17 protein-coding genes and 1 tRNA gene are annotated in these 24478 nt (G+C 45.8%); 16 read left to right on the top strand and 2 right to left on the bottom strand.

Features of this window, described 5'->3' with window-relative positions:
• Positions 1-7 precede the first annotated feature (7 nt).
• From RDP42_RS06775 to RDP42_RS06760, 4 genes are all read left to right on the top strand, one after another.
• Positions 8-691 carry an ATP-binding protein gene (locus RDP42_RS06775; RefSeq protein WP_308763077.1) on the top strand — a complete coding sequence of 228 codons (684 nt, stop codon included), beginning with the start codon at positions 8-10 and terminating at the stop codon, positions 689-691.
• 58 nt (positions 692-749) lie between these two features.
• Positions 750-1379: a hypothetical protein gene (locus tag RDP42_RS06770; protein ID WP_308763076.1), complete on the top strand. Its 630-nt coding sequence runs from the start codon at positions 750-752 to the stop codon at positions 1377-1379.
• Positions 1380-1381: 2 nt separating this feature from the next.
• Positions 1382-1972 (top strand): uracil-DNA glycosylase family protein, encoded by a 591-nt coding sequence (locus tag RDP42_RS06765; protein ID WP_239465268.1) that lies wholly within the window; start codon positions 1382-1384, stop codon positions 1970-1972.
• Between the two features lie 73 nt (positions 1973-2045).
• Positions 2046-2118, top strand: a tRNA-Trp gene (locus tag RDP42_RS06760).
• A 143-nt stretch (positions 2119-2261) separates the two neighbouring features.
• Here RDP42_RS06760 and RDP42_RS06755 read toward each other — a convergent pair.
• Entirely contained in the window at positions 2262-3281 is a 1020-nt protein-coding gene (locus RDP42_RS06755) for a branched-chain amino acid aminotransferase (protein ID WP_204476342.1), read from the bottom strand.
• A gap of 403 nt (positions 3282-3684) precedes the next feature.
• Between RDP42_RS06755 and RDP42_RS06750 the strand changes: the two genes are divergently transcribed.
• The 4 genes from RDP42_RS06750 (at position 3685) to RDP42_RS06735 (ending at position 11505) form a co-directional block, all read left to right on the top strand.
• Positions 3685-5466 carry a helix-turn-helix domain-containing protein gene (locus tag RDP42_RS06750; RefSeq protein WP_308763075.1) on the top strand — a complete coding sequence of 594 codons (1782 nt, stop codon included), beginning with the start codon at positions 3685-3687 and terminating at the stop codon, positions 5464-5466.
• 158 nt (positions 5467-5624) lie between these two features.
• Positions 5625-8879 (top strand): SusC/RagA family TonB-linked outer membrane protein, encoded by a 3255-nt coding sequence (locus RDP42_RS06745; RefSeq protein ID WP_374046932.1) that lies wholly within the window; start codon positions 5625-5627, stop codon positions 8877-8879.
• A gap of 25 nt (positions 8880-8904) precedes the next feature.
• Complete coding sequence (locus RDP42_RS06740) at positions 8905-10320, top strand: RagB/SusD family nutrient uptake outer membrane protein (RefSeq protein ID WP_308763074.1); 1416 nt, start codon at positions 8905-8907, stop codon at positions 10318-10320.
• A 9-nt stretch (positions 10321-10329) separates the two neighbouring features.
• The gene (locus tag RDP42_RS06735) at positions 10330-11505 is read left to right on the top strand and encodes a TlpA disulfide reductase family protein (protein ID WP_308763073.1); all 1176 of its coding nucleotides are present in this window, start codon (positions 10330-10332) and stop codon (positions 11503-11505) included.
• Between the two features lie 230 nt (positions 11506-11735).
• Here RDP42_RS06735 and purL read toward each other — a convergent pair whose 3' ends face one another.
• Positions 11736-15443, bottom strand: a complete 3708-nt coding sequence (purL, locus tag RDP42_RS06730) for a phosphoribosylformylglycinamidine synthase (RefSeq protein ID WP_308763072.1) — start codon at positions 15441-15443, stop codon at positions 11736-11738.
• A 186-nt stretch (positions 15444-15629) separates the two neighbouring features.
• Here purL and RDP42_RS06725 point away from each other — a divergent pair, with 186 nt between their 5' ends.
• From RDP42_RS06725 to RDP42_RS06690, 8 genes are all read left to right on the top strand, one after another.
• Positions 15630-16943 carry an anaerobic C4-dicarboxylate transporter gene (locus RDP42_RS06725; RefSeq protein WP_308763071.1) on the top strand — a complete coding sequence of 438 codons (1314 nt, stop codon included), beginning with the start codon at positions 15630-15632 and terminating at the stop codon, positions 16941-16943.
• Between the two features lie 324 nt (positions 16944-17267).
• A complete protein-coding gene (locus tag RDP42_RS06720; protein WP_308763070.1) occupies positions 17268-17927 on the top strand; it encodes a LysE family transporter in 660 nt (219 codons plus the stop codon).
• Positions 17928-17933: 6 nt separating this feature from the next.
• Complete coding sequence (locus tag RDP42_RS06715; protein ID WP_204475726.1) at positions 17934-18479, top strand: DUF4924 family protein; 546 nt, start codon at positions 17934-17936, stop codon at positions 18477-18479.
• A gap of 13 nt (positions 18480-18492) precedes the next feature.
• Positions 18493-19350 carry a dTDP-4-dehydrorhamnose reductase gene (gene rfbD / locus RDP42_RS06710; protein ID WP_308763069.1) on the top strand — a complete coding sequence of 286 codons (858 nt, stop codon included), beginning with the start codon at positions 18493-18495 and terminating at the stop codon, positions 19348-19350.
• Positions 19351-19352: 2 nt separating this feature from the next.
• A complete protein-coding gene (locus RDP42_RS06705) occupies positions 19353-20924 on the top strand; it encodes a peptide chain release factor 3 (RefSeq protein ID WP_204475728.1) in 1572 nt (523 codons plus the stop codon).
• Between the two features lie 278 nt (positions 20925-21202).
• Entirely contained in the window at positions 21203-21577 is a 375-nt protein-coding gene (locus RDP42_RS06700; protein ID WP_148329602.1) for a BlaI/MecI/CopY family transcriptional regulator, read from the top strand.
• A gap of 3 nt (positions 21578-21580) precedes the next feature.
• The gene (locus RDP42_RS06695; RefSeq protein ID WP_308763068.1) at positions 21581-23233 is read left to right on the top strand and encodes a M56 family metallopeptidase; all 1653 of its coding nucleotides are present in this window, start codon (positions 21581-21583) and stop codon (positions 23231-23233) included.
• A 48-nt stretch (positions 23234-23281) separates the two neighbouring features.
• Positions 23282-24346 (top strand): DUF4837 family protein, encoded by a 1065-nt coding sequence (locus tag RDP42_RS06690; protein WP_308763067.1) that lies wholly within the window; start codon positions 23282-23284, stop codon positions 24344-24346.
• The last annotated feature ends 132 nt before the right edge of the window (positions 24347-24478 follow it).

Here is a 24478-nt window from a genome sequence, read left to right as displayed (position 1 = left end):
ACTGGAAATGAAACAAAACGCAGAAACAGACTATATACAACAACTCATTGCAGAAGGTGAGCACGTACACCAAGATTTTAAGTTTGCTATCTCCGATGCCAGGAAGATAGCTAAAAGCTTGTCTGCTTTTGCAAATACCGAGGGAGGAAGACTGTTGGTGGGTGTGAAAGATAACGGCAAGATTGCTGGTATCCGTTCAGAGGAAGAAATCTATATGATAGAAGCCGCAGCTACTATGTATTGTCGTCCTCCTGTAGTGACTGAAAACCGTGTGTACAGGGTTGAGGGAAAAGATGTGCTGGAGGTGAAGGTCAAGGAGTATGGCCGCAAGCCGGTGCAGGCTATCGATGAAGCAGGGAAGGCATGGGCTTATGTGCGTATTGCCGACGAGAATATTTTAGCTTCACCGGTGCATCTTCAAATCTGGAATCATGAGAAGAAGAAAGAGGTGGTCATTACCTATACCGATCGGGAAAAACGGGTGCTGGAGGAACTGGGTAGCCAGGGTATGCTTGCCTTAAATAAATGTGGCCGTCTGGTACATCTTCCTCGTCCGGAAGTATGTCGGTTGCTGGCCGATTTCATCCGTTTCGGACTGGTGGAGCAGGTTTTTCGGGAACATACTTTTTTCTATCGGTTGAAAGAAGATGTGCCAGGAGAGGATTCCTTGTTTCCCACAGTAAACCGATGATGGTGGTGTCGGTTTTTTGTATTATCTTTGTACCCGTAGAATTTAATAAAAAGACATTATGAGTATATTATCTAAACTTTTGGGTAAAAAAACAACGGAGGGAGCTGATGAAACGGTACGTGTAGGTGGCATGGAAGATTTCATGACGCTGATTCGTGTGTATTATCAGGCAGTCATGGCAGCGCAGTTGGGTATCAGCAACATTCACTTCCTGCCGGATTTGGCTGTATTCAAGCGTACGTTGAAGGTGCCTACCCAAAACAATAAACTGGGAATTGCGGAACGGGCTCGCTGCCGCAAGATGCTGATGGATATTTATGGCTTGAATGAACTGTTTTTTAAAGAGATAGACGGTTCTATCAAGCGTAACTGCCGCAATGTAAACGATATCAAGAACTATCTTTTCATGTTCCAGGGATTCAGCCAGGATTTGATGATGGTGATTGGCAACCTGATGCAGTGGAAATTCCGTATGCCGGGAGTCTTCAAGAAACTGTTGCGTAACATGACGGAAAAGACGGTTCACGACATCCTGACCAAAGTAGATTGGAAGGACGACGGGGTACGCAAGACTTGTGGAAACATCCGTCAGTATCAGCATGCGTTGGGATATTCTGAGGCATGGATGACAGAATACGTCTACAACATTGTATTGTTGGCTAAGAAAGAACCGAAACCGAAGGCATGACCATGAGCGAGAATCAGCTTCCTGAAGTGGAATGCCATCCGCTGGAACCTTTTCTGCCAAAGAATGCGGTCTTGCTGATGCTTGGGAGTTTTCCTCCGCAGAAGAAACGCTGGAGCATGGATTTCTTCTATCCGAATCTACAGAACGATATGTGGCGTATTTTCGGACTTATTTTCTTTGGAGACAAGGAGCACTTTCTTAGTCCGGAAAAAGTCTTCGACAAGCCGCGTATCGTAGCTTTTCTTCAAGAAAAAGGAATTGCGCTGTACGATACGGCATCTTGTGTCAGGAGGTTGCAGGACAATGCCTCGGATAAATTCTTGGAAGTGGTTACCCCTACGGACATAGGTTTGTTGCTTCAACAGTTGCCTGCGTGCAAGGCGGTAGTGACAACCGGACAGAAAGCTACGGACGTGTTGTGTGAGCAAATGGAGGCCAAAGAGCCGTCGGTAGGGGGAGAAAGCAGGTTTTATTTCAAAGACCGTGAATTATCTTTGTTCCGGATGCCTTCTTCCAGTCGTGCTTATCCTTTGAAGCTTGAAAAAAAAGCAGAATATTATCGCCTTATGTTCAGTCGCTTATCTTTATTATGACAAAAAGGTGGTAAAATATTTGTCTATACCTCTTGCGGTTTCCAAAATTTATACTACTTTTGCAACCGCAAACACGGGAATAGCTCAGTTGGTAGAGCATCGGTCTCCAAAACCGAGTGTCGGGAGTTCGAGTCTCTCTTCCCGTGCTAAAGGCTGCAACTTTAAAAGTTGTGGCCTTTATTTTTATGTATTCATTGATTCCTTTGGAGTAGATGGAAAAATAAAAAAAGTCCGAAACAGTCTGTAAAACGGGTTTCGGACTTTTTATTATAAGTCAGATGAGATTCGTTTAGTCGAGTACGGTTACCCATCCGTATGGGTCAGCTTCATCGCCATACTGGATGGCGCGCAGCTTGTGGTACAATTTTTCGCTGATAGGACCCGGTTTTCCGTCTTTGGAGATGACGTAGGACTTGTGGTTTTCTAAGTCGTCAATGCGTTCAATCGGGCTGATAACGGCAGCAGTACCGCAAGCACCAGCTTCTTCGAACGTAGTCAGCTCTTCTTCTGGAATTGGACGGCGTTCTACTTTCAGGCCCATATCTTCTGCCAGTTGCATCAAGCTGCGGTTGGTGATGGAGGGCAGAATAGATGTAGACAACGGAGTGACGTAGGTATTGTTCTTGATACCGAAGAAGTTGGCGGCACCACATTCGTCAATGTATTTCTTTTCCTTGGCATCCAGATAGAATTCGCTGGCATATCCTGCATCGTGTGCGATTTTGTTGGCACGAAGGCTGGCTGCGTAGTTACCACCGACTTTGTAGGTACCGGTTCCCAGCGGAGCCGCACGGTCATATTGACGGATGATAACATACGGATTCGTAGCAAATCCACCTTTGAAGTAAGGGCCTACCGGAGTGACAAATATCACAAATAAGTATTCGTTGGCTGGATGTACACCAACTTGTGCACCTGTACCAATTAGTAACGGACGGATATAAAGAGACGCACCGCTTTCGTATGGAGGGATGAAGCGTTCGTTTGCTTTAACTACCATCTTTACCGCTTCGCAGAATTTTTCGGTAGAAAATTCCGGCATAAGGATACCGCGGCAAGTGCTCTGCAAGCGTTCTGCATTGGCTTCTGGGCGGAAGATACGAATTTTGCCATCTTTTCCACGATAAGCTTTCAAGCCTTCGAAAGCTTCCTGTCCGTAGTGCAGGCAGGTGGCCGCCATATGGATGTTCAGTGTTTCTTCAGAGCAGAGTTCAAGTTCTCCCCATTTTCCGTCGCGGTAATAGCAACGTACATTGTAATCTGTCTTCATGTATCCAAAAGACAGATTTGACCAGTCTATTTCTTTCATGGTTATCTATTTTATAAGTTTTTTGAATGTCTTTGTAAACCAGCAAGCAAAAGTACGTTTTATATTTACAAAATCCAATATAAAACCGCTCTTTTTTGACAGAAATAAAGAGAGTAAAAGAATATCTCCTCATTTTGAAATGAAATATGGTTTTTGGGAATGACCTGCACTTGTGCTTGTATAATTTATATACTGGTAAAACAGGAGATAGCTGGGTAAATTGAGTGTATGAGAGGATTTTTTCAAGGGATATTCATGTAAAGACAAAGTTTTTCTGTAAGTTTGCACGAAATAAAATTGACTTTTAAGGCGGCAAAAAGGCTTTTTAATTGTTTATAGAGTATCAAAATGCGATGAAAGTCATTTTTTATTTGGTGAAATGTCAATTAAAGATCGTATCCGGATGAGTAGAAGGCTGAAGCACATAATATTTCTTTTCTTGTTTGTGGGAATGCAAGTGAGAGCTTTTGCACAGGAGACCCTTCTTCCTGCTATTCAGCAGCAGGAACAGATATTGAAACATCATCCTGAAGATACGAAGGCTTTAAAAGAATTGTGTTTCCTCTATTTGTACAAAGCTGATTATCGGAAAGCTATCGAATATGGGGAGAGACTTTTCCAGCTGGGATATAAAAAGCAAGACTATAAGTTCAGCATTCTTTATGCCCATATCGGGTTAGGACAGGCATACGTCATGCAGGGGGATACCTCGGCGATAAACCATCTGGGGCAGGCCATGCTGTTGGCTAAGAGTGAGAAGAATGATTCTGCCCTGTGCTCTGTATACAATGGGATGGGACTTTATACCAGCAACATTCATAAAGATTATTATTCGGCCCTGCACTATTTCTTTGAAGGGATAGAAGCTGCACACCGGTGTCACTATAAAGAACTGGAAGCCATTCTGCTCGGGAATATTTCGAGTATTTATTTTTTGAAAGAAGATCCGGCGGGGTTGACTTATTCGTTGCAGACCTATGAGATGGGGCACGAACAGAATTCGGCCTACCTTATCTTTATTGGAGCTTTGAATGCCTCCTATATGTATTATCTGTTGCATGACTATGACAAGGCTTTGCCCTACATAAAGGAGGCAGAGTTTATCATGAAGCAGAACGAGTATTACAATCAGGGAAATGTGTATGCCATTTATGGGATGATTGAGTTTGCCAAAGGCAACCGGCAACAGGCTATCGAATACTATAAGAAAGGGCTGGCCTTGAATGATATGAATCAGACCTCATATAAGGTGTTGTTGTTGAATGAATACGCCATAGCCTTGGCCGAGGAAGGGAAAAACCAGCAAGCCATTGATTTGTTGTTCCAAGCTTTGGCGTTCACTAAAGAAGAGAATTGTGAGATTTATCGGAACAAAGTGATTAATACTTTGTCGGTCTGCTATGAGAATATGGGACAGTATGTTGAGGCTTTGGCTTGGCAACGTAAGCTTCAGCAGGAGACCGACAGTCTTTTCAATACGGATAAAGAGAAGGTGCTGAGTGAGCTGCGTATCAAGTATGATACGGAGCATCAGGCAAATGAAATCCGGAAAAATAAGTTGATTCTGTTGCAAAAGGAGAAAAAAGAGCAGGCCCTCATAGGGATTCTGGTTATTGTGTTGTTGGTGGTTTTTGCTTTATGGTATCGTTACAGGCGGCAGAACCAGTTGTACACCAGTATTGTCCGGCAGCATCAGGAGGCAATTCGGAAAGAACAGCAGTTGAAAGAGGTTATTGCTTCACTTCGGGAGCAGCCACAGGAAGCACCTGCTGTGTCGGTAGCTGCTGTGGGGGAGAAATATGCGGCTTCTTCATTGACAAACGAAAAGAAGAATTCCTTGTTCCAGCGTCTGGAAAAATTGATGCAGGAGGAAGAGGTTTATAAAGAAAATTTGCTGACCAAGGAGCGGGTTGCCGACTTGTTGGGGACGAACCGGACGTATCTGTCACAAGTCATCAATGAGCAGACACAGCAGAATTTCACGCAGTATGTCAATAATTATCGGATTAATGAGGCTATCCGTCTGCTGAGTGACCCGGAAACTGACATTCCGCTTAAGGCTGTGGCCTCGGAAGTCGGCTTTAATTCCATGAGTACATTCTACAAAATATTTCAGAACACAGTGGGGATTCCTCCCAAACAATACCGTAACAAGGTGATGTCAATGCATAAAAATGTGCAATAGTCTCTTTTTATAACAAAATGTTATCCTAATGTGACAATTGTCGAATTTGGATGCACGTTTAATATCAATGTTATATCTTTTTTTTACATTTTTGCGCTAAGGAGATTTGCAAAAAATGTAGAAAGACATCAGTCTATAACTTCTAAAAAGATATAAGTATGGGAAAAAACGTATTGCACGACATTCGGCTCAAAATGGGCTTTCTGCTATTGGGTGCTATGCTGGTCTTGTCCGTATTTCCGGCTTATGCCCAACATGAGCGCACTATTCATGGTATTGTAGTGGATGAAAACAAGGAACCGCTTCCTGCTGCACATGTGAAGCAGGTCAATGAGGACCCGAAAGGTTCCATTACGGCTGTCATTACAGACATGCAGGGGCATTTCACGCTGACGCTGCCGCGGGGCACAAAGGAGATTGAGGCATCTTATCTGGGTTACAAATCGCAGCGTGTGAAGTTGACTTCAGACAATGATTATTACATAGCCCTTCAGCCTTCGACTGAACTGCTCGATGAAGTGGTGGTGACCGGTTATCAGACCATTTCCAAGGAACGTGCTACCGGAGCATTCTCAAAAGTGGATGCCCAGAAGCTGGAAACACAGCGTCTTAGTGACATGGGGTCCGTATTGGAAGGGCGCGTGGCTGGATACAGCGACGGGAAAATCCGAGGGGTGACTTCCATGAATGGACTGACCACGCCGTTGTATGTGATTGACGGCTTTCCAGTAGAAAAAACCACGAACGACGGATACGGAAACTGGGTGGAAAGTGTGCCCGATCTGAATATGGAAGACATCGAAAGCATTACGGTCCTGAAAGATGCGGCGGCCACTTCCATCTATGGAGCCCGTGCGGCGAACGGTGTAGTAGTGATTACGACCAAACGGGCCAAGAAGGACGAATTGAATGTGTCTTTCTCTGCCACACTGACCGTACAACCCTATGCAACGTATGCGGATAAATACTTGGCAGGCTCGGCTACGATGGTGGAACTGGAACGGGAATGGGCTGCCCAGAATCCTCATCTGAGTGGGGCTGACGCGCAAGGCTATGCGCAGACGGTACTCGATAACATGTCTTATCCTACACAAGGTATCCGTAACATCCTGAATTATTATGCGGGACATATTTCAAAGGAGCAGATGGAAAGCAACCTGGCAGGGCTGGCATCTCAGGGATATCGTTATTATCGGGACGTGGAGAAGTATGGTAAGCGTAATCCTTTTTCCCAACAGTATAACCTGAATATCGGAAAGGGGACAGAGAAGAATACGTTCAATGCGTCTGTGTCTTATCGTAACAATCAGTTGGAGGATAAATTCTCTGAAAACAGAACCATCGGCATCAATTTGCAGAACTCTACGAAGATGACTTCCTGGCTGACTTTGGATGTAGGGACGTATTTGAACTACGGTAAAGGTACTACGCAGTCTTATAGCCTTTTCTCACCGGGATATACTTATATGCCTTACGATGGTCTGGTAAATAATGACGGTACGTATTACACCAATACGGAAGCCGACCGTTATAGCGTGTATGACTTGAATCTGCTGCACAATAACGGATTGTATAATCTGGATATCACACCGCTGGATGAGATGAAGATGAATCAGACCAAGAATCAGGATTTCAGCAACCGTACGTTTGCCCGTCTGACGTTCAAGTTTACCGATTGGCTAAAATATACGGCTTCTTTTCAGTATGAATATGCGGAATATAAGACCGAACAGCTGAAGAGCAAGGATTCGTACGAAGTGCGCAATAAGGTCAACACGTTCTCTACTTCCAACAATGACGGGACATCGACGTTTGCTCTGCCGTATGGAAACATCTTTTTCACTTCTGCCAATACGACGCATGCGTATAATTTTCGTCAGCAGCTGGACTTCAACAAAACTTTTGCCGAGGTACACGATGTGACTATGATTTTAGGTACGGAAACCCGGGAAAACAAATTGGATTACAATGACCGTACGCTGTATAATTACGACCCTCAATTGTTGACCTACAGCTTGGTTGATGCAGGGCAGTTGAGCAATTTCCGCGGGCAATGGGGATATGGCTCTTTTGGGCAGCAAGATATGTCCTACATCCGTGAACTGGTAAACCGGTATGTGTCTGTATATAGCAATGCGGCATACACTTACAATGGTAAATATATGGTGAGCGGAAGTATCCGCTGGGATAAGACCAACTTGTTTTCCACGGGTTCCAAATATCAGAAGCGTCCTATCTGGTCGGTGGGTGCCGGATGGAACATCAGTGAGGAAAAGTTTTTCCAGGTGCCGTGGATAAATATGTTGAAGTTGCGTGCAAGTTATGGTATCGGAGGTAATATTGCCAAAGATTCGGCTCCTTACATGATTGCCTATTATAATACCAATAACCAGGTGGGAGGTATTCAGGGTACCATCTCCAGCCGTCCGAATCCGAACCTGCGTTGGGAAAAGACTACGACGCTGAATATCGGTGTAGACTTTGCCTTGTTGGGCAACCGGTTGAACGGTTCGTTTGAAATTTATAACAAGTTAGGTACAGACTTGCTGGCCAATACCAATGGAGTACCTACGGAAGGATGGGGATACAGCACCTATTCCATCAACAATGGAAAAATGACAAACCGGGGATTTGAACTGACCTTGTCGGGGGATATCATCCGGAATAATGACTGGACCTGGAATGTGAGTGGGGTGTTGGGTTACAATAAGAATAAGGTGACTTACATCAATGTGGAAGCCCCTGTTTCTTATCTGGTGATTGATTATCCGACGGCTTATCCTCGGGTAGGAAATCCGTACAATGCGATTTACAGATACCAGTGGGCTGGATTAAGTGCGACAGGTACTCCGCAGGTATATGATGCAAAAGGAAACTTGTACACAGATATGACTCCTACCGAAATTGAAGACTTGGTTTATTTAGGAACTACCGTACCGGTTTACAATGGCTCTATTAATACGAATTTGCGCTGGAAGAACTGGGAACTGGCTGCTCAGTTCTTGTTTGAAGGCGGACACAAGATGCGGAATACCAACGTGGCTTTCATCGGTTCTGGCATGAGTCCTGTAAGCAAAGATATTGAAAACCGTTGGCGGGAACCGGGGGATGAGGCTTATACCAATGTGCCGCGTTATATTTCGTCAGAGAGTGAACTCTATAACTATAACTACGAGAGCATGTATGCCTATTCCTCTATTAATGTGTTGGATGCTACTAACTGGCGGTTGAGAAACTTGTCATTGACATATCGTATTCCGGCCAGTGTGTGTCACAAACTGTATGTAAAGAATGCACGTATTATGTTGGGTATGGAAAATGTGTTTATGGTGGCTAAGAGCAGCAATGCCAAATATTTGCTGGGCGGTTATGCCAGACCTAACTACTTGTGTGGTGTGTATCTGAATTTCTAATCTCGATTTTTATAGTATGAAACGTATGAATAAGATATTATATTTTGGGGCTGCGCTGGTTTGCCTGTTGCTCAGCTCATGCAATGATTATTTGAATATAGCGCCGAAAGGGAACAAGATTCCTACTACGCTGGCCGATTTTGAGGCTTTGCTGCGCGACCAGTACACCATCGGCCGGACTCCAGTGACCAACGCGTTGTATCTGTTGAATGATGTCTATTTGACCAATTCGCAGGTGAACACACCAAGCTTGAGTCGTGCCAACTACATGTGGGACGAATCGGCCGATCGCATTGTGCTGAATAATTCCGACGAGGGAACCTATTACGTGCTTTATGGAGCCATTTCCAGTTGTAATCTGATTGTTGAAAATGTACCTACGGCCACTGAAGCGACAGATGCCGAACGGAACGAAGTGATAGCGTATGCCAAGGTGATACGTGCGCTTTGCTACGATGTGCTGGTCAATTATTATGCCGATACGTACGATGCGGCAACGGCTTCCCAGAAGCGCAGTGTGCCCCTTATTACCAGTGCGGAGATTGATGCGCCTTACACGCAGGTTTCCATTCAGGAGATGTATGATTTCATTATCCAAGATGTAAAGGAGGCCATTGAAATGGGATTACCGGCCCAGTCCATGACGGCCATACACCCCAACTTGGGGGCGGGTTATGCATTGTTGGCCCGTGTGTACTTGCAGATGCAGAATTACAGTGATGCTTTGCGTTATGCCGACCTGGCTTTGGCACAGAATGACCAGCTTTACGACTGGAATGCATTCTATGAAGAACATAAGGATGCGATCGATGATCCGGACAATTATGACAAGATTGCCACTCCTATGCAGTATGATTATGTGGAGAACTATTATCTGCGTTTTGGAGAACAGTCTGTGTACGACAGTTATGAGAAAAACATTCCGGTGGAAAGAGCGGCACGCTTTGAGGAAGGAGATGCCCGTTTCCTGTCACGCTGGAAGTTGAAAACAGATAATAATGATACGTATTACAAGGCACTGGAGTCGGGCTATTTCAATCATGGGGGACTGACCACCTGTGAGGCGTATCTTATCAAGGCGGAGTGTCAGGCACGGCTGGCTCAGAACAACGATTATTCTGAAGCCATGAATACGCTGAATGCCGTGCGTATTACCCGTATCCGTCCTGAAGTTTATCGTCCGGCTGAGGCTTCCACATTGGAGGAGGCACTGTCACAGATTCGACGCACCAAAGACAATGAACTGATTTTCTCTATTGTGCCTTTTGCGGATGCCCGCCGTTATAATCAGGAAGGTACGTATGCCCGGACTTTGACCAAAACTTATGAGGGGAAGGAGTATACGTTGAGTCCTACGTCTTATTTGTGGACCATGCCTTTCCCCGCTGGGGCACTCAATAATCCCGGAAACGGAACAATTGAACAAAATGTAACTAAATAAAATCGGATTATGAAAATGAAAAATTTCTTTTGTATGGCCACTATGGGGCTGATGGCGATGGCATGTACCAGCCAGCCTACGGTAGATGGTTATGTGTTGAAAGGTAATATTGAAGGCTTGCCTGATGGTACGCATGTGCAGCTGGTGCCGGTCAGCCACGACAGTGAGTTGCCTTTTGCCGATACGACGGTGGTTAACGGACAGTTCGTATTTACGGGAAAAATGGAAGAACCGAGAGCTTTCCATCTGTTGGTGAAAGATGCGTATGGTTCGCGCAATCTTATGTTGGAAAATGCCCAGATGGAGGTAACAGGAAAGCTGGTGGCCAAGAAGGAATCTGACGGGGGAGTTTCCTATAATCTGTCTTCTTTGACGGTAAAGGGCTCTCCGCTGAGTGCGCGTTATGATTCGTTGCTGTCTGCGCGGACGTATCTGGATTCATTGTATGCGCTTAATGGCCGTAAATTTGCCGCCTTCGACAGTTTGATAATGGCGGCTTATCAGGTCAAAGACCAGGCGAAGATTCAGGAACTGCGGCAGAGCGAGGAGGGTAAGGTCAGAGCAGCTGCCGATAAGGAATTTTTTACTACGGTAGACTCATTGTATCATCAGGTAGTCATGGCCAACAAGGATTCTTTCTGGGGACCTTTGATGATGATTTCGTTTACCAGCTACTTGAGTGAAGACATGAAACCGTGGTACGAAGCCCTTTCTCCTGCGGCCAAACAGTCTTATTATGGACAGAAGGTGAAAGAGGAACTTTATCCAGCAGGAAAGGAAGGAACGAAGGTTCCCGATTTCAAGGTGAAAGACAAAACCGGAAAGGAAGTGTCTCTTTCTGCATTACGTCAGGGAAAGAAGTATGTGCTGATTGATTTCTGGGCTTCCTGGTGTAATCCGTGCCGGAAAGAAATTCCGAACCTGAAGAAACTGTATGCGCAGTATAGCGGAAAAGGTTTTGAAATTGTAAGTATTTCCATCGATCAGAAGAAAGCCGATTGGGAAAAGGCGTTGAAGGAGGAAGGATTGACTTGGCCGAACTTCCTGGATGAGACAGGTGTAGCCGCACTTTATAAGGTGAAATTCGTACCGACCATGTATCTGATTACAGCAGATGGGGTAATGGTAGGTGAAAACCTGCGTGGCGAGGCCCTGGCTGAGAAATTGAAGGAGTTGTTCCAGTAAGAGTTGAACTAAGCGAGAATTTGATACGGAAAGCCCTGTAAGGGATTCCGAACACAGGCGGTGCATGAATCTGAGCAGTCAGATTTGTGTACCGTTTTTTTATGGATTGAAGAAAGGAGTCCGTTCCAATGTAGAGAAGGAAATTCCGGGTTTCGGATGGGAAGAAAGAAATAAAAAAATGGAGGTGCTGAAGTGCACCTCCATTTGTATCATGTTCCAGTTATACCAGATTATTTCTTGCGGTTGGCTTCTACCCACTTGCGGGCATTGACGAAGGCCTCCATCCACGGAGTGATTTGGTCTTCGTTCTTGCGATCGAGCGGATAGTAAGCATTTTCCCACGGGAAGCAAGCACGTTCCAAGTGAGGCATCATGGCCAGATGACGTCCATCCTGGCTGGCGATACCGGCTACACTGTAGTCTGAACCGTTCGGGTTGCCTGGATATTCATCGTAAGAATACTTCAGCACTACGTTGTAGTGGTCTTCCGGATAAGGCAATGAGAACTTACCTTCTCCGTGAGCTACCCAGATACCCAGTTTGGAGCCGCTCAGTGAACCGAACATCACACTGCGGTTCATCGGTACGGTCACGCCTAAGAAGGCAGATTCAAACTTGTGGGAGTCGTTATGCAGCATCTTTCCTTTCTTCTTGTCTTCCGGAGTAATCAGTCCCAGTTCCATCATCAGCTGGCAACCGTTGCAGACACCCAGTGACAATGTATCTTCGCGTGCGTAGAAGTTGTCCAGGGCTGCTTTGGCTTTCGGGTTGAACAGGAAGCTTCCGGCCCATCCTTTGGCAGAACCCAACACGTCGGAGTTGGAGAAACCACCACAGTAAACCACCATGTTGATGTCTTCCAGTGTCTCACGTCCGCTGACCAAGTCGGTCATGGTCACGTCTTTTACGTCGAAGCCGGCCAGATATAGCATGTAAGCCATTTCACGTTCACCATTGGTTCCTTTTTCACGGATGATGGCTGCCTTGATACCACTCGGTGTACGACGGTTCGGGTCGAGTCCGAATTGTGACAGTTTGCCGGTGAATGACTTGTCGAATACGAATTCCAGCGGCTGCTGCTTGTAGTTTTCAAAACGTTTCTTGGCACAGCCGTTCATGCTCTGCTTGCGGTCGAGCAGGTAAGAAGTAGAATACCATACATCACGCAAGTAATCAATTCCAAACTGGTAAGTGGCATCGTGGAAGGTAGCCAGGATGTGACGTTCTTCGGTCGGTACACCAATTTTCACGTAACCTACACCGGCATCTTCCAGAATCTTCTTGACTTCTGCTTTGTGCTTGTCGGCTACCTGAATCACTACACCCGGATTCTCAGCAAATAGAATCTTCACGATATCGTCGCATTTGATCTTGTCGAGGTTGATTTCCATACCGCCGTCCACGTTGGCAAAACACATTTCCAGCAGGGTCGTAATCAGACCACCGGCAGAGATATCGTGTCCGGCCAGAATCAATCCCTTGTTGACCAGTTCCTGGATAGCCATGAAGGCATCGCGGAAGTATTCCGGATTCTGTACGGTCGGCACGTCGTCTCCCACCTTGTTGAGTGACTGTGCGAAGGCAGAACCACCTAGACGGAGCTGGTCGAAGCTGAAGTCGATATGATAGAAGGTTGATTTCGGTTTGTTGACCATGACCGGAGAAACCACTTTCTTGATGTCGGATACTTCACCACCGGCAGAAACGATGACGGTTCCCGGGCTGATGATTTTTTCTCCGTTCGGATATTTCTGTGTCATGGACAGGGAGTCCTTACCGGTCGGTACGTTGATTTGCAGTTCGCAGCAGAAATCAGACAATGCTTTCACGGCCTTGTACAGACGGGCATCTTCCCCTTCCTGTGAACGGCAAGGCCACATCCAGTTGGCTGACAAAGAAATGCTGTCCATACCGTCGGCCAGCGGAGCCCATACCAAGTTGGTCAGTGCTTCCGATACAGCCAGTACGGAACCGGCTTCCGGATTGGCCAAGGCAGCCTGCGGAGCGTGTCCCAGTGCAGTAGCGATACCTTTTTCACCACGGTAGTCGAGGGCTACCACACCACAGTCGCTCAACGGCAACTGCAATTCACCCTGGCACTGCTGGCGGGCAATCTTACCTGTCACGGAACGGTCTACCTTGTTGGTCAACCAGTCCTTGCAGGCTACGGCTTCCAGCTGCAGCACACGGCGCAAATATTCATTCAGTTTGGTGACATCGTAAGAAACGTTTTCATAGTGACGTTCTACGGTCTTGTCCACCATATAAGTTTTCGGAGAAGAACCGAACATCTGGTCTACGGCCAGGTCGAACGGACGCACACCGTCAGCCTGTTCGAAGGCAAAGCGATGGTCGCCGGTTGTTTCACCTACCACGTACATCGGGGCACGTTCACGTTCCGCAATCTTGCGTACATGTTCGATGGCCTCGTCTTCAATCAGCAAGCCCATACGTTCCTGTGATTCGTTGGCGATGATTTCTTTGGCCGACAAGGTTTCGTCGCCGATAGGCAGCTTGTCCATGTGAATCAGACCACCGCAATCTTCCACCAACTCAGACAGACAGTTCACGTGTCCGGCAGAACCGTGGTCGTGGATAGACACAATCGGGTTCACATCTTCCTCACACAGGGCACGTACCACGTTGTAGGCACGTTTCTGCATTTCGGCATTGGCACGCTGGATGGCGTTCAGCTCGATACCAGAAGAGTAACGTCCGGTATCTACAGAAGAAACGGAACCACCTCCCAGACCGATGCGGTAGTTGTCACCACCGAGTACGACGATTTCGTCACCGGCTTCCGGAGTACCTTTCAGGCAGTCACGCTGTGTACCGTAACCTACACCTCCTGCCAACATGATGACTTTGTCGTAAGCATATTTTTCGTTATTTTCTTCGTGTTCGAACGTCAGTACAGAACCACAAATTAGCGGTTGTCCGAATTTGTTTCCGAAGTCGGAAGCACCGTTTGATGCTTTGATCAGAATCTGTTCCGGAGTCTGGTACAACCATTTGCGCACCGGCAGGATGTTTTCCCAGTCGCGGCCTTCGTCCGTACGCGGATAAGAAGTCATGTACACGGCAGTTCCGGCAATCGGCCAGGAACCTTTACCACCACCCATACGGTCACGGATTTCACCACCTGTACCGGTAGAGGCCCCGTTGAACGGTTCCACGGTAGTCGGGAAGTTGTGAGTTTCCGCTTTCAGTGAGATGACGGTCTTGATATCTTTGATAATGAAATAGTCAGAAGTAGAGTGGTCGGCCGGAGCGAATTGTTCTACTACAGGACCTTCGGCGAAGGCTACGTTGTCTTTGTAGGCCGAGATAATTTTGTTGGGGTTTTCCTGTGTGGTTTTCTTGATCATCTGGAACAGAGAAGATTCCATTTCCTGTCCGTCGATGATGAAAGTTCCACCGAAGATTTTGTGGCGGCAGTGCTCTGAATTAATCTGTGCGAAACCGAATACTTCCGAGTCGGTCAGCTTGCGTCCCAGGTCTTTTTCCACCTTCAGCAGGTAGTCCATTTCTTCGCGTGAAAGCGCCAGACCTTCCTTTTCGTTGTATTCTTCCAGATTCTCAATGTATATGATAGGCTGCGGTTTGATGTCCACCGTGAAAATATCCTGGTTCAGTCCGTGGTACATACGTTGCAGCATCGGATCATGGTCGGCATTTTCGTCCTTTACCGGGAAATATTCCTCGATACGGCGGATACCTTTGAGCCCCATGTTTTGGGTGATTTCTACTGCATTTGTACTCCAAGGGGTAATCATTTCACGACGTGGACCGATGAACCATCCTTTCAGGTTGTCTTCATTTTCCACAGTAGCGTCGCTGTAAAGCCAGCATAGTTTCTTGACGTCTTCAGCATTCAGCTCCTGATTGCATTCTGTGGCAATCACACTGTTTGTGGGTGTTCTGAAAAATAGAATCATAGCACTTGTATGTTATAATGAAAATTCAATGCGCTTTAAAAGTGGTACAAAGGTAGGGAAAATCCTCGGAATAAACGAAAAAAATAGAAGTAATGTTATCGCTGCGTCGTGGAATGCCTGTGTCGTTTTCACATTCCGCGGAATATGCCTATCTTTGCACTTTAAACCAAAAACTGTTTCTATTTTATGTGGTTACAATTACTGTTTGTCTTGCTGGCCATTGTGGTCGGCGCACGGGTGGGTGGCATCGGACTGGGTGTGTTTGGAGGTCTCGGGCTGGCTGTTCTTGCGTTTGTGTTCGGGCTGGAACCGACTGCTCCTCCGATTGATGTGATGCTGATGATTGTGGCAGTGATTGCAGCGGCGGGTTGCATGCAGGCTGCCGGAGGATTGGACTTGATGGTGAAATGGGCGGAGAAGATCTTGCGTCGCCATCCCCAGCGCATCACTTTGCTGAGTCCGCTGGTGACTTACCTCTTTACTTTCTTTGCCGGAACGGGGCATGTGGCCTATTCCGTACTTCCGGTGATTGCCGAAGTGGCTCGTGAGACAGGCATCCGTCCGGAGCGTCCGATGGGAATTGCCGTTATTGCTTCCCAGCAGGCCATTACCGCCAGTCCCATTTCTGCGGCTACGGTTGCCCTTTTGAGTATGTTGGCCGGATACGATATTACCTTGTTTGATATCCTGAAGATTTCCATTCCTTGTACTTTGGTGGGAGTGTTGGTAGGAGCTTTTTATTCCATGCATGTGGGTAAGGAATTGAAAGATGACCCTGTGTACCAGGCACGTTTGAAGTCGGGGGAGTTGTCGGGGGCCAATTATTGTACGGCCGAGGTGCTTCATCCCGGCAAGGCGCTGACTTCTGTACTGTTGTTTTTGGCAGCCACGGTAGGTATTGTGTTGTTTGGTTCCATCGACAGCCTTCGTCCGTCGTTCCAGACTTCCGGGGGCGTGGTCGTGATGCAGATGGCGCACATCATTGAAATTCTTATGTTGTCGGTAGCCGCATTGATTCTGCTGCTGACCGGCACTAGTGGCATGAAGGCGGCCAAGAGTTCAGTATTCAATGCGGGAATGCAAGCGGTAGTGGCCATCTTTGGTATTGCCTGGATGGGCGATACATTTATTTCAGGTAATATTTCGGTGATAAAGGAAGGTATCTTCGGTATGGTGACTGATATGCCTTGGCTTTTCGGCGTGGCTTTGTTTGTCATGTCCATCCTGTTGTTCAGTCAGGCGGCTACCATTCGGGCCTTGCTTCCCTTGGGTATGGCATTGGGCATTTCCCCCTATATGCTGATTGCGCTCTTTCCAGCGGTGAACGGGTATTTTTTCATTCCGAATTATCCGACGGTCGTGGCAGCAATCAATTTTGATACCACAGGGACGACTCGTATCGGTAAATATGTGCTCAATCATTCGTTTATGATGCCGGGATTAATTTCTACGTTTGTGGCTGTAGGCCTGGGTATCTTAGCAGTACTGGTGGATTTGTAGACTGAGTAAAGGTATTTTTCGGAGGTGGTAGAGATGATAAACGAAAACGCCCCGTCTCATTTATCTTTTTTCCCTTGAATATTCTCTGTTTCACAGTGTGGAATTTGTATCTCACAGTGTGAAATATATATCCCACACTGTGGTTTTTGTATCCCACAGTGTGAAACAGAGAATTTGTAAGAGTTTTTTGAAGAAAACACTGGAGGAAAAGAGGGTATGGATGGGAGGTTAAAATTTTGTGAAAGGGTTTTTCTCGGTAGGCAGAAGATGATAATCGTATAAAAATTTGTAGGTACTTTCGTAAAAAAGTAGCATCTTTGCACTATGAATTGGATTGAACAGGTTACTATACTTGAATTGTTTGTGAAAGGGTTGATTATCGGAATCGTGGTTTCTGCCCCTTTGGGTCCGGTCGGTGTGCTCTGCATTCAACGTACGTTGAACAAGGGTCGCTGGTTTGGATTTGTTACAGGAGTAGGAGCAGCGCTGAGCGATATATGTTATGCGTTGATTACCGGATACGGAATGAGTTTCATGGATGATATTATTCTGAAACATCATATTTTTCTTCAGGTAGTAGGTAGCATCATGTTGCTGGCTTTCGGTATTTACACGTTTCGCAGCAATCCGGTAAAATCTCTTCGTCCGTCTTCGGGTACGCGTGGTACGTACTTACACAATTTCGTGACGGCTTTTTTTGTGACCCTGTCCAATCCGCTCATCATTTTCCTGTTCATCGGTCTGTTTGCCCGCTTCTCGTTTGTGATGCCGGGCAGCCCCATTGGTTTTCAACTGGTAGGCTATCTGGCTATTATTACGGGGGCGTTGGGCTGGTGGTTCAGCATTACGTATTTCGTCAACAAAGTACGTTCGCGGTTTAACCTACGCGGCATTTGGGTGCTCAACCGCATCATCGGTGTCGTGGTCATGATAGCGGCGGTGGTAGGAATCGTCTTGGCCATTGCTGGCAAATCTTTTTCTTGATAGGATATGTATATTTCTCAACAACTTAAAAAAAAGAATATTGCTGAATACCTGCTGTATATGTGGCAGGTAGAGGATTTGATTCGGGCCAATGGCTGCGATATGGAGAAAATCCGGAAGCACATCATTGATCCTTATCCGGCTACGGACGAGCAGAAACAGGAGCTGGCCCGCTGGTATGAGGACCTGATTCACATGATGCAGCAGGAGGGAGTGATGGAAAAAGGTCACCTGCAGATTAACAAGAATATCATTGTCTGGCTGACCGACTTGCATCTGCGTCTGTTGCGTTCACCTAAGTTTCCGTATTATACGGCGGCTTATTATAAGGTATTGCCTTTTATTGTGGAGTTGCGGGCCAAGGGAGGCGACAAGGATGTGCCTGAACTGGAGACCTGTTTCGATGCCCTTTATGGGGTGCTGATGCTGAAGTTGCAGAAAAAGGAAATCAGTGAGGGAACGGCTAAGGCCATGAAATCCATTAGTGACTTACTGGCCATGCTGGCTGATTATTATATAAAGGACAAGGAAGGCGATTTGGATTTGGATTAACATACACAGAAATATGAAAAAAATATTAGTGACGGGAGCCAACGGACAGTTAGGCAATGAGATGCGTCTGCTGGCAGAAGAGCACACCAATTTTGAGTATTTTTTTACGGATGTGGCAGAGCTGGACATCTGCGATGAGAAGGCGGTGATGGATTTTGTGACAGCCCATCAGATTGACGTCATTGTGAACTGTGCGGCCTATACGGCTGTTGATAAGGCAGAGGATAATGTGGAACTCTGTGACAAGTTGAATCGTGTGGCACCGGGCTATCTGGCCAAGGCGGCACAGAGCAGGGGAGGCTGGCTGGTGCAGGTGTCTACGGATTATGTGTTTGATGGTACGGCCCATATCCCGTATAAGGAAGAGGATACTCCGTGTCCGAATTCCGTATATGGTTCTACCAAGTTAGGAGGAGAACAGGAGGTGATGAAATATTGTCCGAATGCGATGATTATCCGTACGGCGTGGCTGTATTCTACCTTCGGTAATAATTTTGTGAAGACAATGATTCGTCTGGGAAAGGAAAAAGAAACATTGGGCGTTATCTTCGACCAGATTGGTACCCCGACGTATGCACGCGACCTGGCTCAGGCTATTTTTGTGGCACTGGAAAAAGGAATTGTGCCGGGCATCTATCATTTCAGCAATGAAGGTGTCTGCTCTTGGTTTGATTTTACCAAGGCCATCCATCGGCTGGCAGGCATTACCTCTTGTCACGTATCCCCGCTTCACACAGAAGATTATCCCACCAAGGCTTGCCGTCCGCACTATTCCGTGCTCGACAAGACCAAGCTGAAAAAGACCTACGGAGTGGAGGTTCCTTACTGGATGGACAGTCTGGCGGAATGTATTGAAAAATTAAAACAATAAATATGGCAAATCAGGAAATAGCAAGAAGACGAACATTTGCGATTATCGCGCATCCGGATGCCGGTAAAACCTCGTTGACGGAAAAGTTGTTGCTTTTCGGTGGGCAGATTCAGGTGGCCGGAGCCGTGAAGTCAAACAAGATTAAGAAAACGGCCACGTCTGACTGGATGGACATCGAGAAACAGCGTGGTATCTCGGTCACTACCTCCGTGATGGAGTTTGACTACCATGACTATAAAATCAATATCCTCGATACGCCGGGCCACCAGGATTTTGCGGAAGATACGTACCGTACGCTGACGGCGGTGGATAGCGTTATCATCGTGGTGGACGGAGCAAAGGGTGTGGAATCGCAGACCCGTAAGCTGATGGAAGTTTGCCGTATGCGTAACACGCCGGTGATTATCTTCGTGAACAAGATGGACCGGGAAGCTAAGGACCCGTTCGATTTGCTGGATGAACTGGAGGAAGAGCTGGTCATCAACGTACGCCCGCTGACGTGGCCGATTGAGAGCGGTCCGCGTTTCAAGGGGGTATACAACATTTACGAACAGAAGTTGAATCTTTTCCAGCCCTCCAAGCAGGTGGTGACGGAGAAGGTGGAAGTGGACATTCATACGGAAGACCTGGACAATCATATCGGTACGCCGCTGGCGGAGAAGTTGCGCAGCGAGCTGGAACTGATTGAAGGGGTTTATCCGGAATTCAACGTAGACGATTACCTGAAAGGTGAACTGGCTCCGGTGTTCTTCGGTTCGGCCTTGAACAACTTCGGTGTACAGGAATTGCTCGACTGCTTTGTGGAGATTGCGCCGAGTCCGCGTCCGGTACAGGCAGAGGAACGTATTGTGATGCCGGAAGAGCCCAAGTTCACGGGGTTCGTGTTCAAGATTACGGCCAACATCGACCCGAACCATCGTTCGTGTGTGGCTTTCTGTAAGGTATGTTCCGGGAAGTTTACCCGTAACACGCCGTATCTGCACGTGCGTCACAACAAAACCATGCGTTTCTCTTCACCCACGCAGTTCATGGCTCAGCGCAAGACCACGGTGGATGAGGCATGGGCAGGCGATATCATCGGTTTGCCGGACAATGGAACCTTTAAGATTGGTGATACGTTGACTGAGGGTGAAATCCTGCATTTCAAGGGATTGCCCAGCTTCTCTCCGGAAATGTTCAAGTACATCGAGAATGCCGACCCGATGAAGACCAAGCAGTTGAACAAGGGTATTGACCAGCTGATGGACGAAGGTGTGGCACAGTTGTTTATCAACCAGTTCAATGGTCGGAAGATTATCGGTACGGTAGGGCAGTTGCAGTTTGAAGTAATCCAGTATCGTTTGGAAAATGAATACAATGCGAAATGCCGTTGGGAACCGTTGAGCCTCTACAAGGCGTGCTGGATTGAAAGCGACGATCCGGCTGAACTGGAAGCCTTCAAGAAGCGTAAGTACCAGTATATGGCCAAAGACCGCGACGGACGCGATGTGTTCCTGGCCGACAGTGGTTATGTGCTTCAGATGGCGCAGATGGACTTCAAGCATATCAAGTTCCATTTTACCAGTGAGTTCTAAAGAAGATAAGATATAAACATATAAAAAGGCAGGAAAGTGAATCATCGCTCTCCTGCCTTTTTTATATCCTTAAATTGAGATATTTACTGAATGTTCTATTTTAGTTTTGACATGTCGGTCAAAATCTGCTTGTGTTTTCCATAAATCGTTTGAATATTTTGTCTTTTTTTATTCTTATTATTAATTACTATTAATATTAGTAGTTCTACTAAAACTTTTAGTTGTTTGTCTGATAATTTTCATATCTTCGTGTAGTATTAATCTTAAATGAGCTGTTTATGAAGAAACTGACACCAAAAGAAGAAGAAATAATGAATATCTTATGGACCCATGGCCCTTTGTTTATCCGTGAAATGTTGGCATTCTATTCGGAACCGAAACCACATTACAATACAGTAGCTACTCTGGTGAAGTTGTTGGTAGAAAAAGGCTTTGTCAGTTATCGTGCATTTGGAAATACCTACCGTTATGAAGCAAAAATAACAGAAAATGAATACAAGGGTTCGGCTATCGGAGAGATTGTTTCTCAATATTTTGATAATTCTTATACCAAGGTCGTTTCTCAGTTTATTGAAGACGAGAAAATGAACCTGGAGGAACTGAAGCAGTTGATAGCTCAGATAGAGGAGGGGAAGAATAATCGTAAATTTTGACCTATGGTAGCCCTTTTAATCTATTTACTGAAAAGCTCTTTCTGCCTGACATTGCTCTATGGGTTCTATAAGCTGCTTTGTGCTTCGACCACTCGCTTTTCTTTGAACCGATGGGTGCTGGTGGGTGGAATGCTGACCTGTCTGTTATTGCCTTTCGTTTCTCTGGAATTAGAGCATGAGCCTTTAGTGCAGTCTCCTTTTATTCTTATGGAGGAATGGAAACAGCCTGTTGATGTAATATCTGCTTCTGCTACCGGTATGGTGGAGATTACTCAGAAGGAAGCCAATGATTGGGGTTGGCTTGTGTTATCGATGGTGGTTTATCTGTCGGGGTGTGCCTTCATTCTTTTGCAATGGGTTGTAGGCTATATCCGTTTGTTCCGTTGGATAAACCGGAAGGAATATAAAGAATGTAATGGATTACGATGGGTGTTGTATGATATTCCTGTCCGTCCTTTTAGCTGGGGAAGGTATATCGTCATGAACAGTCAGGAGTATGAAGAATATTCTCCGGTCCGTTTGCATGAGGAGATGCATTGCCGGTATGGACATTGTTATGACAATCTGCTGATACAGTTTATCTTAATCTTTCATTGGTGGAATCCGTTGGTGTGGAAACTGAGGTATGAACTTAATGGTGTTCATGAGTATCAGGCCGATGAAGGTGTATTGAATCAAGGCATCGATGTAAAAACATATCAACTGTTATTGGTGAGGAAAGCAGTGGGCTCAAGGCTCTACTCTATGGCTTGCGGTTTTACTCACAGTTCACTTAAAAAACGTATATCTATGATGTCGAAAAAAAGACACAGTAAGTGGGTCCGGCTGCGTGTCTTGTTAGCCGTACCTTTGGCTGCAGGGGTCGTGTATGCCTTTGCGAGGCCGGAAGTGAAAGAAACGGTAGCGGATTATGGCGCAGCTTTTCAAATGAAGCATCAAGGAAAAGAAAAATCCGGATTAATGGTGAGGGACACAGCACAGCAGCGGAATACAGACAATCTGATGCTGGAGCATATTTCGTCGGGAAAGGCGTATGTGCTGGAATTGTATTGCAACCAGCGGAACCAGTTTCTTTTCGGACCTGAAAATCATGTTTTAAAGAAGAAGTTTGTTGATTATGAAACCATGACGGACGAGGCTAAGAAGCAACTGAAAGACTCTTTCGTTAAATTGTATTCTGAACAGAAAGAGGAAATGTTTCCTATCGTTGTCCGTATTGTAGCAGACCGCAATACAAAGATGGGGGCGATAACTGTCGCCAAGCAGAAATTGGTAAAAGCGTATGATGAGGTCAGACGGGAGCTTTCGAAAACTTATCCTCAAGAATTGGTGAATGAATGTTTGATTTCCCGTTTCTATTATGCTTCTCCGAAAGCATATGCGGATGTACCGGCGGGTGTGGCCGATAAGACTGTTCCGTTGCCCGGATATGAAGTCCGATTTTTGAGTGATAATGTGATAGTGGGTGAGTTGGAGGATTTCTCTCTGGATGAACTTTCTTCGAAAATCAAGCAGTTATGTGAGGAAAATAAGTCTGAGAACCTTTCAGTTTCGCTGAAGGTACCTTCAGATGCTTCTGAAGGAGTGGTATATGATATCAAGCAGGCATTACGTGAAGGATATATGCTTAAACTGAATCTTATGAATGGTTTTTAGAATTGATTCGTGTAATAGTCTGTATTTGAAAACTTAGTTTTAAAATTTATGAAACGTTTTTCCTTTTATTTAAGTCTTATATTCGTTGTATCGGTGTTGGCTTCTTGTCAGAAGGATGGTAAAAGTATTGTTACTCCGGTATCCAGTGGTAGGCCTTATGAGGTACTGGTGGTTGCGGATGACAAATGTTGGAACAGTCCGGATAGTGCGCTTTTCCATGTACTTGATACCGATGTACCGGGATTGCCCCAACCGGAACGTTCTTTCCGGATTTCAAGAATTCGTCCGGAGTATTTTGACCGTAGTACCCGTTTGTTCCGCAACATCATTATTGTGGATATTCAGGACATCTATACGCAAACTAAATTCAAGTATATCCGTGACGCGTATTCTTCTCCACAGATGATTATGACTATCCAGTCGCCGAATCAGGAAGAGTTTGCCGAATATGTATCCAAGAATGGACAGGTGATTATTGATTTCTTTACCCGTGCAGAAATGAACCGGGAAGTAAAACTGTTGGAGAAGAAGCATAATGATGTCTTGTCTGCCAAGGTACAAAGCTTGTTTGACTGTGATATCTGGATGCCGGTAGAACTGGCTTCGTATAAGGTTGGCCCACAGTTCTTGTGGGCTTCCAGCAACCTGAATGATTTGAATTTTGTAATCTATACTTATCCGTATACCAGCAAGGGAACTTTTACAAAGGCATATTTCATAGAGAAACGAGATTCTGTGATGAAAGCCAACATTCTGGGAGCAAAAGAAGGTATGTATATGGTGACTGCTGATTCTATTTTTGTAGAAGCTCGTCACATTGCAGTGCAGGGTGATTATGCATATGAAGTACGCGGTTTGTGGGAAATGGAGAACGATGCTATGGGAGGTCCTTTCGTTTCACATGTTCGTGTGGACCGTACGAACGGTCGGATTGTCGTAGTAGAAGGTTTCGTTTATAATCCGGGCAAACTGAAACGTGACCAGATTCGTAAACTGAATGTTGCCCTTTATACGTTGAAACTTCCTCAGGAGAAAAAGATGGGAGAACTTCCTGTAGACAATCAGATTTCGGAAGAAAAGGTAATGAAAGACTATTGTAAAAGTATAAATTGAATTTGATATCGGGATTTCTCCTGTGGGCGGCTAAACCTTATTTGCGGGAGAATATATAGAGATACAAAAAGCCAACTAGGGACATTCAGTAAATAGTATAAAATTAGCCAACTAATTCATACACAAAGTGTT

This window comes from uncultured Bacteroides sp. (assembly GCF_902472605.1).
Classification (GTDB): Bacteria; Bacteroidota; Bacteroidia; order Bacteroidales; family Bacteroidaceae; genus Phocaeicola.
The sequence above is the reverse complement of the archived record's forward strand: the minus strand, read 5'-3'. Positions and strand labels throughout refer to the sequence as shown.

What these genes read in the sequence shown, in the direction of transcription:
- RDP42_RS06690 (WP_308763067.1), top strand. Translation starts at nt 23,282, where the DNA reads ATGAAACGTTTTTCCTTTTATTTAAGTCTTATATTCGTTGTATCGGTG.
- RDP42_RS06700 (WP_148329602.1), top strand. Translation starts at nt 21,203, where the DNA reads ATGAAGAAACTGACACCAAAAGAAGAAGAAATAATGAATATCTTATGG.
- RDP42_RS06770 (WP_308763076.1), top strand. Translation starts at nt 750, where the DNA reads ATGAGTATATTATCTAAACTTTTGGGTAAAAAAACAACGGAGGGAGCT.
- RDP42_RS06745 (WP_374046932.1), top strand. Translation starts at nt 5,625, where the DNA reads ATGGGAAAAAACGTATTGCACGACATTCGGCTCAAAATGGGCTTTCTG.
- RDP42_RS06750 (WP_308763075.1), top strand. Translation starts at nt 3,685, where the DNA reads ATGAGTAGAAGGCTGAAGCACATAATATTTCTTTTCTTGTTTGTGGGA.
- RDP42_RS06775 (WP_308763077.1), top strand. Translation starts at nt 8, where the DNA reads ATGAAACAAAACGCAGAAACAGACTATATACAACAACTCATTGCAGAA.
- RDP42_RS06735 (WP_308763073.1), top strand. Translation starts at nt 10,330, where the DNA reads ATGAAAATGAAAAATTTCTTTTGTATGGCCACTATGGGGCTGATGGCG.
- RDP42_RS06695 (WP_308763068.1), top strand. Translation starts at nt 21,581, where the DNA reads ATGGTAGCCCTTTTAATCTATTTACTGAAAAGCTCTTTCTGCCTGACA.
- RDP42_RS06720 (WP_308763070.1), top strand. Translation starts at nt 17,268, where the DNA reads ATGAATTGGATTGAACAGGTTACTATACTTGAATTGTTTGTGAAAGGG.
- RDP42_RS06705 (WP_204475728.1), top strand. Translation starts at nt 19,353, where the DNA reads ATGGCAAATCAGGAAATAGCAAGAAGACGAACATTTGCGATTATCGCG.
- purL (WP_308763072.1), bottom strand. Translation starts at nt 15,443, where the DNA reads ATGATTCTATTTTTCAGAACACCCACAAACAGTGTGATTGCCACAGAA.
- RDP42_RS06725 (WP_308763071.1), top strand. Translation starts at nt 15,630, where the DNA reads ATGTGGTTACAATTACTGTTTGTCTTGCTGGCCATTGTGGTCGGCGCA.
- RDP42_RS06755 (WP_204476342.1), bottom strand. Translation starts at nt 3,281, where the DNA reads ATGAAAGAAATAGACTGGTCAAATCTGTCTTTTGGATACATGAAGACA.
- rfbD (WP_308763069.1), top strand. Translation starts at nt 18,493, where the DNA reads ATGAAAAAAATATTAGTGACGGGAGCCAACGGACAGTTAGGCAATGAG.
- RDP42_RS06765 (WP_239465268.1), top strand. Translation starts at nt 1,382, where the DNA reads ATGAGCGAGAATCAGCTTCCTGAAGTGGAATGCCATCCGCTGGAACCT.
- RDP42_RS06740 (WP_308763074.1), top strand. Translation starts at nt 8,905, where the DNA reads ATGAATAAGATATTATATTTTGGGGCTGCGCTGGTTTGCCTGTTGCTC.
- RDP42_RS06715 (WP_204475726.1), top strand. Translation starts at nt 17,934, where the DNA reads ATGTATATTTCTCAACAACTTAAAAAAAAGAATATTGCTGAATACCTG.